Source organism: Chloroflexota bacterium, from assembly GCA_023475225.1.
Taxonomy (GTDB): Bacteria; Chloroflexota; UBA6077; order FW602-bin22; family JAMCVK01; genus JAMCVK01.
The window spans coordinates 1-17325 of the sequence record JAMCVK010000041.1; the positions used below are offsets into that span (position 1 = coordinate 1).

13 protein-coding genes are annotated in these 17325 nt (G+C 52.0%); 5 read left to right on the forward strand and 8 right to left on the reverse strand.

All coding sequences use genetic code 11. The annotated features are described in order from the left end of the window. Positions 1 to 23 precede the first annotated feature (23 nt). Together M1136_10740 and M1136_10745 are read right to left on the reverse strand one after the other, a co-directional pair. The gene (locus tag M1136_10740; protein ID MCL5076103.1) at positions 24 to 680 is read right to left on the reverse strand and encodes a haloacid dehalogenase; all 657 of its coding nucleotides are present in this window, start codon (positions 678 to 680) and stop codon (positions 24 to 26) included. A gap of 115 nt (positions 681 to 795) precedes the next feature. Continuing rightward, positions 796 to 2136, reverse strand: coding sequence for a UDP-glucose/GDP-mannose dehydrogenase family protein (locus M1136_10745; protein ID MCL5076104.1), 1341 nt, complete (start codon positions 2134 to 2136; stop codon positions 796 to 798). A 367-nt stretch (positions 2137 to 2503) separates the two neighbouring features. On the opposite strand from M1136_10745, the gene M1136_10750 reads away from it, so the two are divergent. The 5 genes from M1136_10750 (at position 2504) to M1136_10770 (ending at position 8790) form a co-directional block, all read left to right on the forward strand. Beyond that, the gene (locus tag M1136_10750; GenBank protein ID MCL5076105.1) at positions 2504 to 3460 is read left to right on the forward strand and encodes an acetyl-CoA decarbonylase/synthase complex subunit delta; all 957 of its coding nucleotides are present in this window, start codon (positions 2504 to 2506) and stop codon (positions 3458 to 3460) included. Positions 3461 to 3512: 52 nt separating this feature from the next. Then, complete coding sequence (gene acsC / locus M1136_10755; GenBank protein MCL5076106.1) at positions 3513 to 4889, forward strand: acetyl-CoA decarbonylase/synthase complex subunit gamma; 1377 nt, start codon at positions 3513 to 3515, stop codon at positions 4887 to 4889. Between the two features lie 136 nt (positions 4890 to 5025). Then, positions 5026 to 6930: an ASKHA domain-containing protein gene (locus M1136_10760; protein MCL5076107.1), complete on the forward strand. Its 1905-nt coding sequence runs from the start codon at positions 5026 to 5028 to the stop codon at positions 6928 to 6930. A gap of 33 nt (positions 6931 to 6963) precedes the next feature. Beyond that, positions 6964 to 7767, forward strand: a complete 804-nt coding sequence (locus M1136_10765; protein MCL5076108.1) for an AAA family ATPase — start codon at positions 6964 to 6966, stop codon at positions 7765 to 7767. A 105-nt stretch (positions 7768 to 7872) separates the two neighbouring features. Continuing rightward, entirely contained in the window at positions 7873 to 8790 is a 918-nt protein-coding gene (locus M1136_10770; protein MCL5076109.1) for a dihydropteroate synthase, read from the forward strand. Between the two features lie 2 nt (positions 8791 to 8792). Here M1136_10770 and mutL read toward each other — a convergent pair whose 3' ends face one another. From mutL to M1136_10800, 6 genes are all read right to left on the reverse strand, one after another. Further along, positions 8793 to 10511 carry a DNA mismatch repair endonuclease MutL gene (gene mutL / locus M1136_10775; GenBank protein ID MCL5076110.1) on the reverse strand — a complete coding sequence of 573 codons (1719 nt, stop codon included), beginning with the start codon at positions 10509 to 10511 and terminating at the stop codon, positions 8793 to 8795. A 37-nt stretch (positions 10512 to 10548) separates the two neighbouring features. Continuing rightward, positions 10549 to 13278 (reverse strand): DNA mismatch repair protein MutS, encoded by a 2730-nt coding sequence (mutS, locus tag M1136_10780; protein MCL5076111.1) that lies wholly within the window; start codon positions 13276 to 13278, stop codon positions 10549 to 10551. Between the two features lie 102 nt (positions 13279 to 13380). Continuing rightward, a complete protein-coding gene (gene greA, locus M1136_10785; protein ID MCL5076112.1) occupies positions 13381 to 13851 on the reverse strand; it encodes a transcription elongation factor GreA in 471 nt (156 codons plus the stop codon). 105 nt (positions 13852 to 13956) lie between these two features. Next, positions 13957 to 15342 carry an NADPH-dependent glutamate synthase gene (gene gltA / locus M1136_10790; protein ID MCL5076113.1) on the reverse strand — a complete coding sequence of 462 codons (1386 nt, stop codon included), beginning with the start codon at positions 15340 to 15342 and terminating at the stop codon, positions 13957 to 13959. A 24-nt stretch (positions 15343 to 15366) separates the two neighbouring features. After that, positions 15367 to 16233: a sulfide/dihydroorotate dehydrogenase-like FAD/NAD-binding protein gene (locus M1136_10795; protein MCL5076114.1), complete on the reverse strand. Its 867-nt coding sequence runs from the start codon at positions 16231 to 16233 to the stop codon at positions 15367 to 15369. Positions 16234 to 16618: 385 nt separating this feature from the next. Continuing rightward, complete coding sequence (locus M1136_10800; protein MCL5076115.1) at positions 16619 to 16981, reverse strand: zinc ribbon domain-containing protein; 363 nt, start codon at positions 16979 to 16981, stop codon at positions 16619 to 16621. Positions 16982 to 17325 lie beyond the last annotated feature (344 nt).

A 17325-nucleotide genomic window follows, 5' to 3' on the forward strand; every position in this document is an offset into this window, starting at 1 on the left:
CCCACCATAGATAGGGCCCTAACTTACTCCCCTGCCCCGAGTATTTTTAGCCGTCCCACAGCTTTTTGAAACTCGGCCAGATTGGATTCCAGCTCACTTTGGCGATAAGCCACGGTAAAGTCCCCACGCGTCTTCTCAACGATACCCCGCACTGCATCCGTCGTGCGTCTAAGACCAGCCGTCACTGCATCGGGGTGATCTATACTGAACAACAGGCCATAGATGTCGTCCATCGCTTGCAAGAGATGTTCGCAACGACTGGTATCGCCCCGACGCAGACAGTCCAGGATATATCTACGCAGTTCACCTGTTGCTTCGCCTAATCCATTCAAATACGCCGGATAGTCGACCCCTAGTGTATCAGGATCAGGTAAGTCCTGCCCGGTAATCAGCGCATAGGTAACACTTGCCTCAACATACTCTTTCGCCGCATCGTGCACAAATCCGGCGTAAAGGACATCTGGATAGGAACGCAAGATTTCCCTGACTTGGGCAAGGGATTGGCCCGCCTCGGACAATAAGATTATGGCCTCGGGGAACTCGCCTCGGTGCACAGCCCGGATGGCATTAGCCGAAGCACGAGCTATCTTACGCGAGAGGGATAAACCATCTTCCCTGGCCGCATTCTTCGCCTCGAAGTCGAGGCGAATCTTTTCCACTATATCTTTCAATTCTGGCATAAGCTACCCCTTAGCGCCTGTGTCAGACAAGGTTGGTGCTCTTCTATCGACACACTCTAACTTCCTGGAGCACCTTTTGGAACGCTGGTTGGAGGCACCATGCAGCTAGAGGCAATCACACTGCGGCAAGGCTAGCGGAAGCCATAGTCTCCCCACTTGGGATGGGCCGACCTATACACTGGTATATAAAGCCCATACTCTTCATCGTTAAGGGATCATAGATATTGCGCCCATCTATAACGACTGGTTGTCGCAAGAGCTCTTTGATCCTGGCCAAATCGAGCTGCTTGAATTCATTCCATTCGGTAACAATCGCCAAAGCATCGCTCCCTTCAGCCACTTCGTAGGGATTGGCACAGTAGGCAATTGTAGGTAATATGTTCTTAGCTACCTTCATCGCTGCTGGATCGTAGGCTTTGATCTTGGCTCCCTCAATCTGCATCAGATGAATGACCTCGACCGAAGGAGCATGGCGCATATCATCTGTGTTAGGCTTGAACGAGAGGCCAAGGACACCGATCACCTTGTCCTGAAGCGTACCAAGTGCATCCCGTACCATCTGGATGAACCGCCTCCTCTGATCCCGGTTGATCTCCATAACCGCGCGCAAGAGCTGAGGATGACACCCCTGCATAGCGGCCATATGCTCTAAAGCCTTGACATCCTTTGGGAAGCAACTACCGCCCCAGCCAAGGCCAGCCTCCAGATAGATGGACCCGATGCGCTTGTCATAGCCCATGCCGCGAGCCACATCTTTTATATCCGCCCCCAGTTTCTCACATATGGAGGCTATCTCGTTGATAAATGATATTCTGGTAGCCAGATAGGCATTGGAAGCATATTTAATCATTTCTGCTGTGCGAATGTCGGTGATAAGAACGGGGCACTTGAGGGGGGCATAGAGATTCGCCACTTTCTCAGCCGCAGCCTTGTTTGTTGAGCCAAGAACTACCCGGTCTGGATTCATAAAGTCATAGACAGCTGCTCCCTCACGGAGGAACTCCGGATTGGAGACCACGGCGACCTCAACATCGATCCTCTTATTCTTCTCAATGATGCTAGATACCCAATCACCAGCCCCAATCGGCACCGTGCTTTTATTGACTACTATAAGGGGCTTGTGCATCGCTTTGGCTATATCTTCGGCCGCAACCTGGACATATGACAGATCAGCCTCGCCCTCAACCCCGGTTGGGGTACCGACAGCGATGAAAACAAAATCGGCGTGCTCTAAGGCCTCGTCGTAAGAGGTAGTGAAGTTGAGCCTGCCGGCGGCATAGTTGCGCTGCACCAACTCTTCTAAGCCTGGTTCAAAGATCGGGATGATGCCTCTTTTCAAGTTCTCAGCCTTTTCCTTGGAGGTATTCAGACACACCACCCGGTTGCCTAAATCAGCAAAGCAGGTTCCTGTCACCAACCCCACATAGCCAACACCGATAATACAGATGTTTTCCATAAATACATACCCCTTGATTCTAAATAGTATCAATCCCTACATGGGAACCATTGAAGGGACTTGAATACAAGGTGATCGGGGCGGAGATCGAAGCAATCTAAAACCCCCTGTCATTCTATGGCCTGCCCAGCACTACGAACAGAGCACTCAGGCTCTTTGTAACTATAACGCAAGGTCGAGCGAATTGCAATACGTACGGACACCTGTTCGATTTTACACCATTACCTCTCTATATGTTATAATGATTCACGGTTTGGGCCAACTGGCCCCTGACGTGCGTCTTCGCTGACCTTTTTTTGGATATAAAGTAAGAAATTCATAATAAATATCGGCAAGGACCTTAACGAAAGGAGAGGGTATAGTGTCAGTGACTGTTCAAATACCTACTGAGAAATGGGTAGGCAAGGTACACGAGGTACAACTGGGCGCAACAAGTGCTGAAGGGGGGACACGCAAACGAACTGTTATCGTTGGTGGGGAATCAACCCTACCGTTTCTACACTTCGAAGGGGAGATACCTCATCGACCCGCCATCGCCATCGAGATATGGGATAAGAAGCCTGCCGAGTGGTCTCCAGCTCTACTGAAAGTCTGGGGCGACCTCGTCAACGATGTCAGGAGATGGGCAGAGAGAGCTGTCCAAATTGGCGCAGATATTATTGCCCTCAAGCTTACCCCATCAAAGGGTGAAGAGAAGGGGTATAGAGGCGTCAAGGAGACAGTCAAAACCGTATTGGAAGCGGTGGATGTGCCCCTCATTGTCTATGGTCCAGGGATTCCCGAAGCTGATAATGAGATGCTTGTGGAAGTGGCGGAAGCCGGTGATGGTGAACGCCTCGCCCTGGGGCTTTGCGAAGATAAGAACTATCGTACAATCGTCGCTGCCTGTCTCGCTCACGGGCACATCGCCATCGGACGAGCCCCCATCGATGTGAATATTCAGAAACAGCTCAATATCCTGATCAGTGATATGGGCTTGCCCCTCGATCGTATCTTGATGGACCCTACCACTGGTTCATTAGGCTACGGCTTAGAGTACACCTACTCTGTAATGGAACGTCTCCGACTCGCCGCCTTACAAGGGGACCGCATGACTCAAATGCCGATGATCTGTACTGTCGGTGAGGAGGCCTGGCGCGTCAAAGAGAGTAAAATACCAGAAGGGGTACCAACAGCGTGGGGTGAATTCGAAACGAGAGGAGTTGCCTGGGAGACGATCACCGCTGCTACCCTTCTAACTGCCGGTGCAGACATCGTTGTGCTGCGTCATCCTCAGGCAGTGGAAGCGGTCAAGCAAACCATCGAGGATCTAATAGCTCACTAATCGGGTGCGACGATGGGCTACTGCTAAATCAGCTGCAAAAGGAGAAGGAGATATGCCTCTTAGTGGACTTGAGATCTATAAACATTTGCCTAAAACTAATTGTAAGGAGTGTGGCTTCCCCACCTGCCTCGCCTTTGCCATGAAGCTAGCCGCCAAAGGAGCTGAGCTTTCCGCCTGCCCTTACGTCTCAGAGGAAGCGAAACAGCTCTTAGATGCCGCTTCCGCCCCCCCTATTCGACTGATAACAATCGGCAAGGGGGATAACAGGATTGAAATTGGGAATGAAACCGTTCTGTTTCGCCACGAAAAAACATTCTACCACGAACCAGGCTTAATGCTCAGAATTAAGGATACGCAACCTTCCGAACAGGTCACCATGACTGCTCAGCAAGTTAACGAGTACGCTGTGGAGCGAGTTGGCACCACTCTCCATCTCAATGGTCTGGCCATAGAAAACGCATCCGGAGATGCATCTGCCTTCGTGAGCTGTATCGAAACAGTTAAGGCTAAAACGAATCTACCGCTAGTACTTATGTCTACAGTTAGCCAGGCTATGGAGGTTGCCCTCCAAAAAGTTGCTGTTGATAGACCACTGATCTACGCCGCCACCAAAGATAATTGGGAAGACATGGCCAGATTAGCCCAAAAATTTCAATGCCCTCTGGTCGTCCATGACGAGGGTGACCTATCTACCTTGGCCAGTCTAGCGGAACAGGTGATAAAAGCTGGTGTATCCGATATCATCTTGGATCCAGAGACAAGAGGGCTGAAGGGAACATTGATCCAACATACATTTATCAGACGTTTGGCCCTGCGCAAGAATTTCCGCTTGGTTGGCTTCCCGATTATCAGCTTCCCAGGTGAAGTAGCCAATTCCCCCTTGGAGGAGGCTGTATTAGCGGCCCAAGATATTGCCAAGTATGCGGGGATCATTGTGCTGGATCATTTCGATCCCAGCCTTGCCTACCCCCTACTGACCCTCCGCCAAAATATTTATACCGATCCGCAGAAACCGATTCAAGTTAAACCCGACCTTTATCAAATCGGTGAGCCAGCCGAAAATTCCCCTCTTCTCATCACAACCAACTTCTCTTTGACCTACTTTACTGTAGCAGGAGAGGTCGAGGCCAGTGGGATACCTGCCTTTCTGCTAGTGGCTGATGCAGAGGGAATGTCAGTGCTGACAGCCTGGGCCGCGGGTAAATTTGATGCCGAGAAGATAGCCAAAACGGTCAAGGGCGCTAATCTTGAGAGCAAACTGGCTCACCATAAGCTGGTGATTCCAGGTTATATAGCCGGGATATCCGGCGAGATAGAAGAGGAACTACCCAACTGGCAAATATTGGTCGGCCCTCGAGAGGCCGTTGATATTCCGGTCTATTTAAAGACTGTTTGGCAAGCGGTCGGCGCTCCGGCCGCAGCGTCATGAGAGAGGATCCCAAGGATGCTCCCTTCGGAAGCTCTTCAGAGAACGAGGGATCAAACGGAGGTGGCCAAAAATCGCTGATTGCATCGTAGTTTTCAATCCTTCAGGTAAGATAGTCCAAGCGGAAGTGGGCGCAGTGTTGTCTGACGTCGCCCGCTTGGCCGGGATAGATTTAGCTACACCGTGTGGCGGGGAAGGACGCTGTGGACGGTGCAAAGTACGAATCGAAATGGGCGAAGTTGCCACGCGCCAAACCCCTCATCTCACCACTAACGAAGCCGAACAAGGGATTGTCCTCGCCTGCCAGACCGTGGTCAAGGGCGACACTATCATCTTCGTGGAGCCCCGCCCTGTCACTGCGCCTCAGGTAGAGATCTGGACTACAGCAGAAAGGATAGCTCTGCCCATTAAATGTGAATGGCGCCACAATCCGCGTATCAGAAAGATTTATTTAGAAATGGAGCCTCCAAGCCTAGCCGACAATACTAACGACTTCGACCGATTGCGACAAGCCCTAACCCATCAGGAGCAGATCAAGCAGCTCGGAGCGGACCTACCGATTCTGCGTATCATCGCTCACACCCTACGCGCTGCCGATTGGAGGGTTACTGCCGTTCTCGAGATGCCCGGTCTAGAACTGAACGATAACGAGAATCTCTTCCCTCCTGACGAGCGCGGGGCACGTCTGATCGGGCTTCTCCCCGGCAACCGCAGCGGCAACTCCCTGGGTGTGGCCGTTGACATTGGGACAACCACCATAGTCATCTACCTCGTTGACCTTATCAGTGGTAAGGTGCTGGATACAGCCTCTGCCTATAATGCCCAAATTAGCTGTGGTGAGGATATCATCTCACGCATCATCTATGCCCAGCGAGGCGATGGGCTGAGCCATTTGCAACGCCTGGCGATCAAGACGATCAATGAACTCTTGACTGAGTTAGCTGGCCGCAACCGTTTACAACTTGGCGAAATTAACGAGATGATAGTCGCTGGCAATACTACGATGATTCACCTTTTCCTGGGAATCCCTCCCCGATATATTCGAGAGGAGCCTTATATCCCAACTATAACCCATCCTCCCGCTGTAACAGCAGGCGAACTGGGCATAACGATTAATCCCCACGCCAGTATCCAGTGTATGCCGGCTGTTGGTAGCTATGTAGGGGGAGATATTACCGCCGGGGTGATCAGCTCTGGGCTCTTTCAGAGCGAACGCCTTAGCCTCTTCATAGATATTGGGACAAACGGCGAGATCGTCCTCGGTAATGCTGATTGGTTAGCAACCTGCGCCTGCTCCGCCGGCCCGGCTTTTGAGGGCGGTGGTGTTCGACACGGAATGAGAGCCTCCAGTGGAGCCATCGATGAAATCTGGATTAATGGCCGCACCTATGAGCCAACCTATCGCGTTATTGGCAACGTTCCCCCGCGAGGCATCTGCGGCTCTGGATTGATCTCCGCTCTGGCCGAGATGTTCATCACCGGCATTGTAGACAAAGGCGGAAGACTCCAACGCGAGCTGAATACGCCCCGCGTACGCATCGGTGAGTATGGACCCGAATACGTCATCGCCTGGGCCCCAGAGACTGCACATACGCAGGATATTGTCCTGACAGAGACGGACATCAACAATTTAATTCGGGCCAAGGGAGCCATCTATGCTGGCTTCTCCATCCTCCTTCGCTACGTTGGCTTGAATATGGAAGACGTCAAGGAGATCCTCATCGGGGGGGCCTTTGGACAACACCTCAACGTTGAAAAGGCCATCCAGATTGGACTCTTACCGGATGTCCCTTGGGATAAATTTAAATACTTAGGCAATACCTCGATACTGGGTGCCTATACTGCACTCCTTTGCCGCGATATGCGAAAGGTTGTCTCTGATGTGGCAAGGAGAATGACTTACCTAGAGCTCTCAGCGAACAACGCGTTTATGGATGAATATACTTCTTGTCTATTCCTGCCTCATACGAATATCGAGGCTTTCCCTTCAGTTGAACGGCTGCTAAGAGAACGAGGCCAATCCCTCGTGGCTGGGAAATATTGAAAAATCTAGATAATAGATATTGAGGAGCATACGATGACAACGACCATCGCTGTGGCCGGCAAGGGGGGTACGGGCAAAACGACCATCGCCGGTCTGTTGATAAGATATATCCGAGAGAACAACCTTGGAACGGTACTGGCCATCGACGCCGATCCCAGCTCTAACTTGAATATCATACTCAATCTACCGCTTGACAATACAGTCGGCGACATGCGCGAAGAGCTACTGAATAAAGTAAAAACCGGATCGGCCGCATTAGGAATGTCCAAGCAAGATTATGTAGAGTATAAGATCAACGAATCCTTAGTAGAGGGCGAGGGGATCGACCTTCTGGCCATGGGACGCCCCGAGGGGCCGGGTTGCTATTGCGCCGCCAATAATTGGTTGAGGATTTGCATCGATCGCCTTGAAGCTGGCTACAACTACGTAGTGATTGACAATGAGGCCGGCTTAGAACACCTGAGCAGACGTACGACCCGCGATGTCGATCTTCTGCTCATTGTGTCCGATCCCACGCAGCGGGGTTTGCTTACCGCTGTGCGGATCGTTGACCTGGTCAAAGAGCTACAGACCAATGTTGGGGCGGTTTATCTCATCATCAACCGTCTCAATGGTGATCTTCCAGAGCCATTACAACAGATCATCGCTTCGATTCGGGTTGAACTGATCGGCACCATACCCGACGATCCCACCATCGCCGCCTTCGAGGCCACGGGCCGTCCTCTAATAGAGTTGCCTGCAGAATCGATCGCCTACAAGTCTATTCGACAGATCGCCAGCCGGATGAGGCTAGCGCCTGATAGAGTGATCCCTGAAACACTTGCTAAAAGTCATTAATCTTGTCACCTTCGCTGATCCGTGGTGACCGTGGGACCCAGATAGAAAACGTGACTGATCAGCAAGGATGCCAAATCTTGTCAGAATGCCAAGGAGGTAGAGTAGGTGTTAATCATTGGTGAAAGTATTCACATCATCGCTCCACGCGTGCGGACTGCCATCGAGGAACGTGATACTCAAGTGATTCAAAGTCTAGCTTTGCGCCAGGTGCAGGCCGGGGCTGAGGTGCTTGATCTCAATATCGGACCTTCGAAGAAGAGAGGCGTCGAGATAATAGAATGGGTAGTCGACACCGTGCAAGCAGTCACCAACGTCCGTTTGTCGCTCGACACCACAAATCCACTAGCGATGGAGGCTGGATTGAAACGATGTCGCCTCTGCCCCATTATCAACTCCATCTCTGCCGAACAGTCTAGACTGAATAATATGCTCCCCCTCGCCGTACAGTACGAGACTGACGTGATAGCTCTGGCTATGACCGATGAGGGTATACCGAAGGATGCTTCCTCCCGAGCCAGCATTGCCCTTGATCTCATCGCTGTGGCCGACGCACACGGCATCCCTGCTGACCGTCTCTACTTGGACCCACTTGTTCTGCCGATCTGTGTCGATCAACCTGGAGCGGTTGAGACCATTGAGGCGATCAGAATTATGAAACAGCTGACTGACCCACCACCGAAGACGGTCGTTGGGCTCAGCAACATATCTAACGGCTCCCCCAGCGAAATCCGTGGACTGATCAACAAGGTATTCCTGGTGATGGCCCTTGGCGCCGGTCTAGATGCGGCTATCCTGGATCCACAAGATAAAGAGCTTATGCACGCCGTGCGCCTGGTGGAGCAGCGTGATACAAGCACGCCAATCGGTCGCCTACTCGCTGCCCTTTACGATAGCGTGGCCAATATGACGGAGATTGAAGAGTCATTGGTCGATCCGAATGACCAGGAGCAGATGAATATCCTGAAGACCGTCCGTATTCTGCAGAATCAAACTATTTACGCCCATTCCTATCTAAAGGTCTAGAGTTAACGACGATCAAATTGTCTCTCCAGCTGATGTTGGCTAAGACGCACCATCGTCGGGGCGCCATGAGGACATCGGGGGGCAATGCTCACCCTTTCTAACTGTAACAAGAGCTCTCGCATTTCAGCCATAGAAAGGGACTGCCCAGCCTTAATCGCCCCTTTACACGACATCATCACAATCAAATCCTCCAACCAATCGGTTCCATCTTTCTCCTCAGCGAGCTCATCGATCAGTTCATTCACTGTCTGAACTATATCCGCTTTGGACAATATGCTAGGAATAGCACGTAATAAAAAGGATTGCTCGCCGAAGGGTTCCAGGGCGAAGCCCATTTCAGCCAACTGCGGCAAGCGCTGAGATACGAGAGACATCTGCCGAGGGGTTAGATCCACTGTCAGCGGTTCCAGAAACAACTGAGAATGCACGTTCGCTTCGGCACGCTCCTCCCGCAGCCGCTCATAGAGCACGCGCTCGTGGGCACGATGCTGATCAATAAGGTACAGCCCATCAGGTCCTTCAGCAACGATGAAGGTATTTCCTAATTGACCCAGCACGCGTAAGAGTGGCAGTCCACCCTCAGTACGGGGCAGAGGCTCCGTTGTCGTTTGGTTCGGCGTCTCCTCCGGGAAAAGTGGCGGTCGGCTCTCCCGCTCGGCAAATTGCAACCGGGGTGAGGTTGCCTCGACCACCGCCGTTGAACGGCTAATAATGGCCGGCAATGACAGGTGACTGGTCAAGGACTGGCGGACAGCCCGTTGCACGCAGCTGAAGACCTCGTGCTCATTCAAAAACCTCACTTCAGCCTTGCGTGGGTGGACATTTACATCGATCTGATCGCCTGGTAGATGAACATTAAGGACAACGATAGGATGTCTACCATCAGCCAAGAGCGATCGATAGGCATCCTCCACAGCAAAGGCGAGCATGCGGTTCTGCACGCAGCGGCGATTGATGAAAAACGAAAGATAGGCACGAGTTGCCCTGGTTATATTAGGTGGACTGACGCAGCCATCGACCCGAATATTAGGGCTACCAAACCCACTGCTATCCACCATTAACATCGCCTCAGCTGTTTCTACACCATATAGCTGAAGTAAGACATCCCGCAGATCACCAGTACCAGCCGATTGAAACGATACGCGTCCTTCAATCAAGAGACTGAATCGTATCTCCGGGTAGGCTAAGGCATACTGACCAACCAGATGACTAATATGACTCGCTTCCGTGTTAGCCGATTTCAGAAACTTAAGTCGCGCGGGCACGTTTTGAAATAGATTGCGCACCGTCACCATCGTGCCTAGAGGGGCAGCTTGGTGGCCACGCTGCTCGATCTTTCCCCCCTTAACCGTCACGAAGATTCCGCCACGATCAGACGCTGTCCGACTGACTATGGTAACGTCAGCCACCGCGGCAATGCTGGGCAGGGCCTCACCCCGGAAACCAAGCGTGCGTATGTTGGTTAGATCTTCCCAATCCTGTATTTTGCTTGTCGCATAGCGTTGCAAAGCCAGATCCAATTCGTTGGCTGGTATGCCCACCCCATCGTCAATAACACGGATGAGCTCCAGTCCACCACGCCGTGTTTCCACTCTTATCTGTGTCGCCCCAGCATCTATGGCGTTCTCAAGCAGCTCTTTAACAACAGAGACCGGCCGCTCAATCACCTCTCCGGCCGCTATCTTGCCGATAATGGCCTCACTAAGTACTTGAATAGGCATACTCGACCCACCATTTCTTACCATTCGCCTCAGAGCATCAATGGATTCCGCTCTCCTTTACTTTATGTTGCAGCTCGTATAGTTTTGTGAGAGCCTCGATCGGTGTTAGAGAAAGAATATCTAGCGCCGCCAGCTCTTCCAGAACAGGATGAGGCTGGCCAAAGAGTGGCAGCTGGACTGCATATTCGCCACCACGACCTTTGCGGGAGCCTTCTATCGATCGTCTCTGCGAGGAACGTTCCAGTTCCTGCAAGACCTCCTCAGCACGCCGCGTAACGGCTTTGGGAATACCGGCTAATTTAGCCACATAGATACCGTAGCTGCGATCAGCTCCTCCAGGCACGACCTTATGCAAAAAGACTACCCTGTCCCCTTCTTCCAGAACATCAACGCGAAAATTGCGCACGCGTGGCAATCGCTGCTCTAGCTCAGTCAACTCATGGTAGTGCGTAGCAAATATCGTCTTGCACCCCAGTTTGGGATGATTATGAATATACTCGATAATAGCACGGGCAATAGCCATACCATCAAATGTACTCGTTCCTCGCCCAACCTCATCCAAAATGATGAGGCTGCTTGACGTAGCATGATTGAGGATATTCGCCGTCTCAGCCATCTCCACCATAAATGTGCTCTGGCCACCAGCAATATCTTCCTGAGCACCCACCCGCGTAAAGATACGATCAACAAGGCCGATGGTAGCGCTCTCAGCTGGCACGAAGCTGCCTATTTGAGCCATAAGAACGATAAGAGCCACCCCGAGTGCATAGGTAGATTTACCGGACATATTCGGGCCGGTGAGGATGATCACCTGAGCCTCATCGTTGGAGAGATAAATATCGTTAGGGACGAACGGCTCAGCTGAAAGCACGAGTTCCACCACCGGATGACGTCCAGCCGTAATACTTATCTCTTTACCATTGGTCAGTTCAGGACACGTATAGTCATTGCGTTCCGCCACCTCAGCCAAAGCTGTGAAGACATCGAGGTGAGCGATGCCCTGAGCTGTGGCCATAAGCCGGGGATACGCCGCGGCAACCTGGGCACAGACCTGTTTGAAGAGGAGCGTCTCCAGCTCGACCATCCTCTCCTGAGCATGCAGGATCAGCCTCTCCTTCTCTTTCAATTCGTCTGTGATGAAGCGCTCACCACCAGTGAGAGTTTGTTTCCGAATATATTCTGGGGGTACTAGACTAAGATTAGGCTTACTAACCTCAATATAATAACCAAAGACCTTATTATAACCCACCTTGAGCGAGCGAATGCCGGTCCGCTCACGCTCAGTACGCTCCAAGGCGACGACCCATTGGCGAGTCTTTTTGGTCGAATCCCGCAAATCGTCCAGTTCAAGTGAAAAGCCGGGCGCAACTACCCCTCCTCCACCCAGTGAACTGGGCGGATCACTCACGATGGACTGAGCGAGCAATGAGGCTAGATCAGCACATTCGTCCAGCTGACTCAAAAGCCAAGATATGTCCACCCGGTCAGCGGCGTGATCAGCCTTGTGAGAGGCAGCCCACACTACACTCTCTGCCTTCAGCGTCTCCACACCCGCCACGCTTCGGTTATCGCGATTATCGCTTCGCTCCAACATAACTTCGGCTAAGGTTTGCTTGATGCCCGGGATGATCTCAAGGCTGGTTCGTAAGGCTACAAGGTCACGTGGTATGGCTACCTGTTGGACAACACGATTAGCAATGCGTTCGATATCGCTCAACTGCCCTAACATTTGTATCAATCGAGCACGCAAGAGCGCCTCCGAGATGAGGTTGCCGACCATCTCCTGCCTAGCACGCAGATGATGTATGTCCAGAAGCGGTTGGCTCAACCAACGCCGCAAGAGTCGTCCACCCATAGGTGTCTGGGTTTGATCAAGCACCCCCAGTAATGAACCTCTGACCGAACCACTACGTGAAGTTTGCACAAGTTCCAGATTGCGTCGGGTGGCCGCGTCTAAAACCATAAACGAATCGGTTGAGTAGGTTCGAAGATCGGATAATTGACCTAAGGCTGCCTTTTGCGTCTCTTCTAAGTACTGTACGATCGCTCCCGCTGCTCGAATGGCCAAGGGCAACCCAGCACAACCAAATCCCTCCAGGGAAGAGACGCCAAGACAGTTGCCTAGCGCCTCTCGAGCCGTCTCCAGATCAAAATGCCAGGCGTCATAGGGGGTGTGATGGATATACGGAGGAAGAATCATCGCCATCTCTGAATCAGATATCTTCCGGCGAGGATCTGGCTTCGGAGTCAAACATTCAGCCGGGCGCAGCCGCTCCAGCTCCTGTTGCAATAAGGAAAGAGCATTTTCACCTGTCAACTGACAGGTAGCAAATTCGCCCGTAGTTATGTCGATGTGGGCTATCCCAGCTGCTTTGATATCCCAACACACAGCGGACAGATAATTATTATCTTTGGCCTGCAACATATTTGGCTCTAGCACGGTTCCTGGCGTAAGGACCCGCACTACTTCACGCCGTACTAATCCCTTAGTCGAAACGGGATCTCCTACTTGTTCGCAGATAGCAACCTTATAGCCTCTGTTTATCAGCTTAGCCAGATAGCCATCAACTGCGTGATAGGGTACCCCAGCCATAGGCACACGATAACCCCTGCCCATCTCACGAGCGGTAAGGGTGATCTCCAGCTCGGTGGCGACAAGCTTGGCATCATCGTCGAACGTCTCATAGAAGTCGCCGAGCCGGAAGAAGAGGATAGCATCGGGGTACTGTCTCTTCAGCTGCACGTACTGCCGTCGGATCGGGGTCACATCCTTCTCCTAAGGTGTGCTAGACAGTATTCAACGACAGCCAGTCGAAACTACAAGAGATGTAAGACAGAAGCGAAGGCGGGTCGGAGAAATAGTTAGACATTAGGTGGTAACGACGATGGATAGCACACGTATCCCACCTGGGACGGCCAGCGTTACTTCTTCACCCGGCCGACGCCCAAGGAGAGCCTTACCAACAGGGGATTCGTTAGAGATCTTCCCGGTAAGTGGATCGGCCTCAGCCGAGCCCACGATAGTATAGTACTCGAGTTCGCCCTCCTCGTTGCGAACCGTTACGTGTGAGCCGAGATGTACAATGTCACCGGCATCTTCATGATCTTCGATAATGACCGCGTTAGCGAGCATCCTTTCTAGGGTGCGGATTCTACCCTCGACAAAGGACTGCTCATTCTTGGCCTCGAAATATTCAGGGTTATCAAAAGTGTCCGTTAGCTCCTTCGCCGCGCGGATTCGTTCAGCTACCTCTCGGCGGCGAACTTCTCGCAGGTAGGTCAACTCCTCCTGCAACTTCATCTTCCCCATAGCTGTTAGGAATACCGGTTTATCCCCCATTGTTCTTACCCCAGCGGACCAATATTACTCTCCTCCAGCCTGCTTCTCTAAAAAAATGATTAAAAATGATTCAGCCCTGAGTGCCGACGTAAACCTGGAACCCAATCAAGACATCAGGTAGGCATTGATGGAGGCAGCGGCTTGCTTACCGGCCCCCATAGCCGCGATAACCGTTGCTGCTCCCGTAACCACATCACCACCAGCCCAAATACCTGGTTTGGACGTCTTCCCTGTAATAGGATCAGCCACAATTGTACCATGTTTTGTGATCTCCAGCCCCTTAGTGGTTCGGGGCACCAGTGGATTGGGGCTCGTACCGATAGCCACGATGACCTGATCTGTCTCTAGGACAAACTCTGAGCCCTTCTTGGGTATGGGCCGACGTCGACCACTCGCATCCGGCTCGCCCAATTCCATCTCCTGACATTCTATAGCCACCACCCAACCCTTATCATCACCAAGTAACCGGGTAGGGGCTGTGAGAAATCGAAAGATGATCCCTTCCTCCTCGGCGTGTTCTAACTCCTCAAGGCGAGCGGGTACCTCAGCCCTGGAACGGCGATAGACAATAGTTACACGCTGTGCTCCCAGGCGTAAGGCCGTCCGCGCCGCATCCATCGCCACATTGCCAGCCCCGACGACAGCAACTTGCTTCCCTAACTTGATAGGCGTATCGTAAACAGGAAAGAGATAGGCCTTCATCAGATTCACCCGGGTCAGAAACTCATTAGCCGAATATACTCCATTCAAATTCTCGCCCGGAATACCCAAAAAGTTGGGCAGTCCAGCCCCAGTAGCCAAAAACACTGCCCTATAGCCATCGGCCAATAGCTCATCAACGATTACAACCTTACCAATCACCCAATCTACCCTTATCTCCACACCAAGCCGCTGCACGGCCTCGATCTCAGCCTGAGCTACCTTTCGAGGCAACCTAAATGGGGGTATACCATAAACAAGTACACCACCAGTAGCGTGGAGGGCCTCAAAGATGGTTACGTTATGTCCTAAACGTGCCAAATCCGCCGCAGCTGTCAAGCCAGCTGGACCTGAGCCAACAATAGCCACCCTTTTGCCTGTAGGAGGCGCAACCTCCGGCAGCGTCGACCCCTGGGCTAGTTCCCAATCAGCCACAAGGCGCTCGAGACGGCCGATAGCGACAGGTGCTCCCTTCTTCGTATAGACACATTGAATCTCGCACTGCGTCTCCTGAGGGCATACCCGACCACATATCGCTGGCAAGTTGTTCTTCGTCTTCAGCACTCGGGCAGAGGTGGGGAGGTCCCCTTCGCGCAAATACTTGATAAATTCAGCGATATCGACCCCTACAGGGCAACCCCGCTGGCAAGGGGCCGTCTTACACTGTAGGCAACGGCTGGCCTCCGCAATCGCCATCTCTTCGGTGTAGCCTAGAGCCACCTCTTCGAAGTTTTTTCGGCGAACCTCAGGATCCTGAGCCGGCATTGGTTGTCTATTCAGATTAAGTGGCATTTAGCTCTCCTTAAAATATCTCCATCATAACCTAATCTCAGATTTAGCCTTTTCCATCTGGCAGCGATATTCTTGTTCATACCGCTCTAAGGACACCCTCTCTTCAGGCAGATATTGGCTTAACCTGTTCATCAACAGGCTCCAATCAACCTGATGAGCATCAAAGTCAGGCCCATCAACACAGGCAAACTTCGTTTGTCCTCCGATGCTCACCCGACAGGCACCACATAATCCAGTGCCATCTACCATTATCGGGTTCAAGCTGACCACCGTCCGTATCCCGTATGGCTCCGTTGTTCTGGCCACAGCCCGCATCATAGGTACTGGCCCCACAGCGAAGACCAGATCAATCTTTCTCTCTCCGTCAATAAAGTCTTTTAACACGTCGGTAACAAATCCTTTCTTTCCTTTCGTTCCATCATCCGTCGTTATATATAATTCGTCACTCACTGAACCAAGCCTATCTTCCCAAAAGAGTAGCTGGACGTTTCTTGCTCCCATGATGGTAACAACATGGTTGCCCACTTTTTTCATTGCCCGTGCTACCTGAAAGACCGGCGCTACACCGAAGCCCCCTCCCATACAAACAACAACACCCCAATGCTCAATCTCGGTAGGACGCCCCAGGGGACCGGTAAAGGTAGCGATGCTATCACCCGCATGGAGTGCTCCCAACTGGCGAGTAGTCTTGCCCACTCCCTGGACTATAATAGAGACGCTCCCCTCTTGCACGTCCTGGTCGGCGATTGTCAAGGGGATGCGTTCGCCCTGTTCATCCATCCTGACGATTACAAACTGTCCTGGCTTGGCCCTCTGCGCGATGTGGGGCGCATAAACCCTGAAAAGCCTTAAGCCAGGAGCCAGATCCTGATCGGCTAATATTTTATACAACTTGGGTCCTCCTCATATAAGAGATACACCTGGTCTGCTACCTGTCAGTCCCCTCATCGACCAGGTGCATTGAACTCGTTGCCATTCTAGCGACTTGAAAATTGACTGTCAAATAGTCCCCAAGAAGGATATCAAGGATATCGAGGATCATCCCCTAGAAAGGCCCAAAGCAACCCTTCCAAGCTTTTATTATGAGGGCTGAAGCATATCCAGGGATCCCCCACCAGGGGCAAGGTCCTCATGGAACCCATGTATTCAGCCCTCTTGAAAGAACAACGGATGCCCTCAAAGGGCATCCAACCTATCAACTAGCGATGGCGATACTTATGACGTGGACGCAGGAAACAACCCGCTTGGGATCATGTACAAGCGAGGATATGGGGAACTAGAAGAGCCCATCATTCGCTTCTTCCTGGACGCCCTCCGGAGGAAGTTCCCCAGAGGCTATCTGCTCAGTCATTTCCTCGAAACCATTCCCCAGCTCATCCCCCAATTCCCTTCCCATACGCCTGGCCCAGCGGGCCACGCTCCTGGGATCACTCTCATCAACATCGCCTAATTTGCTGGGATCAGCCAGTGACTCCAACCGGCTTTCCTCTGACCTGGCTACAGCAAAGCGGGAAATGAGTTTTTGGAGCTCACGATGCCCACAATATGGACAGGAAAGAGCCACAGGACTCTCGTAATTTCGCCTAAAGACTGCAGATAATCGCCCACACTGTTCACAACGGTATTCATATATCGGCATAATCACTACGCCTCAGGAATTTCATTGCTATAGGAGTCTCATACGCTTCAATTATAGGTAGTCACCCCTGAGAAGGCAACGGAGCCCCATATAACGGATGCGTTCAAGAATACGCAGTTGGCAAAAGGGAAGAAAAGCGATAGGCTCTCATATAAGAGAAACCAAATACTTACAGAGGAGAGCCTATGCCGACGATCGAATTGACCGCCAAAGTAAGTATATCACTGGACGATCCGAGTGTCGCCTCTTTGGAGGGGCAAATCCATTCCCAGTTGCGTAAGGTGGCGAAAGCAGATGCTGGTCAGGGCCTGTCAGGAAGTGGAGCAGCGCACTCTGGAAGAAAA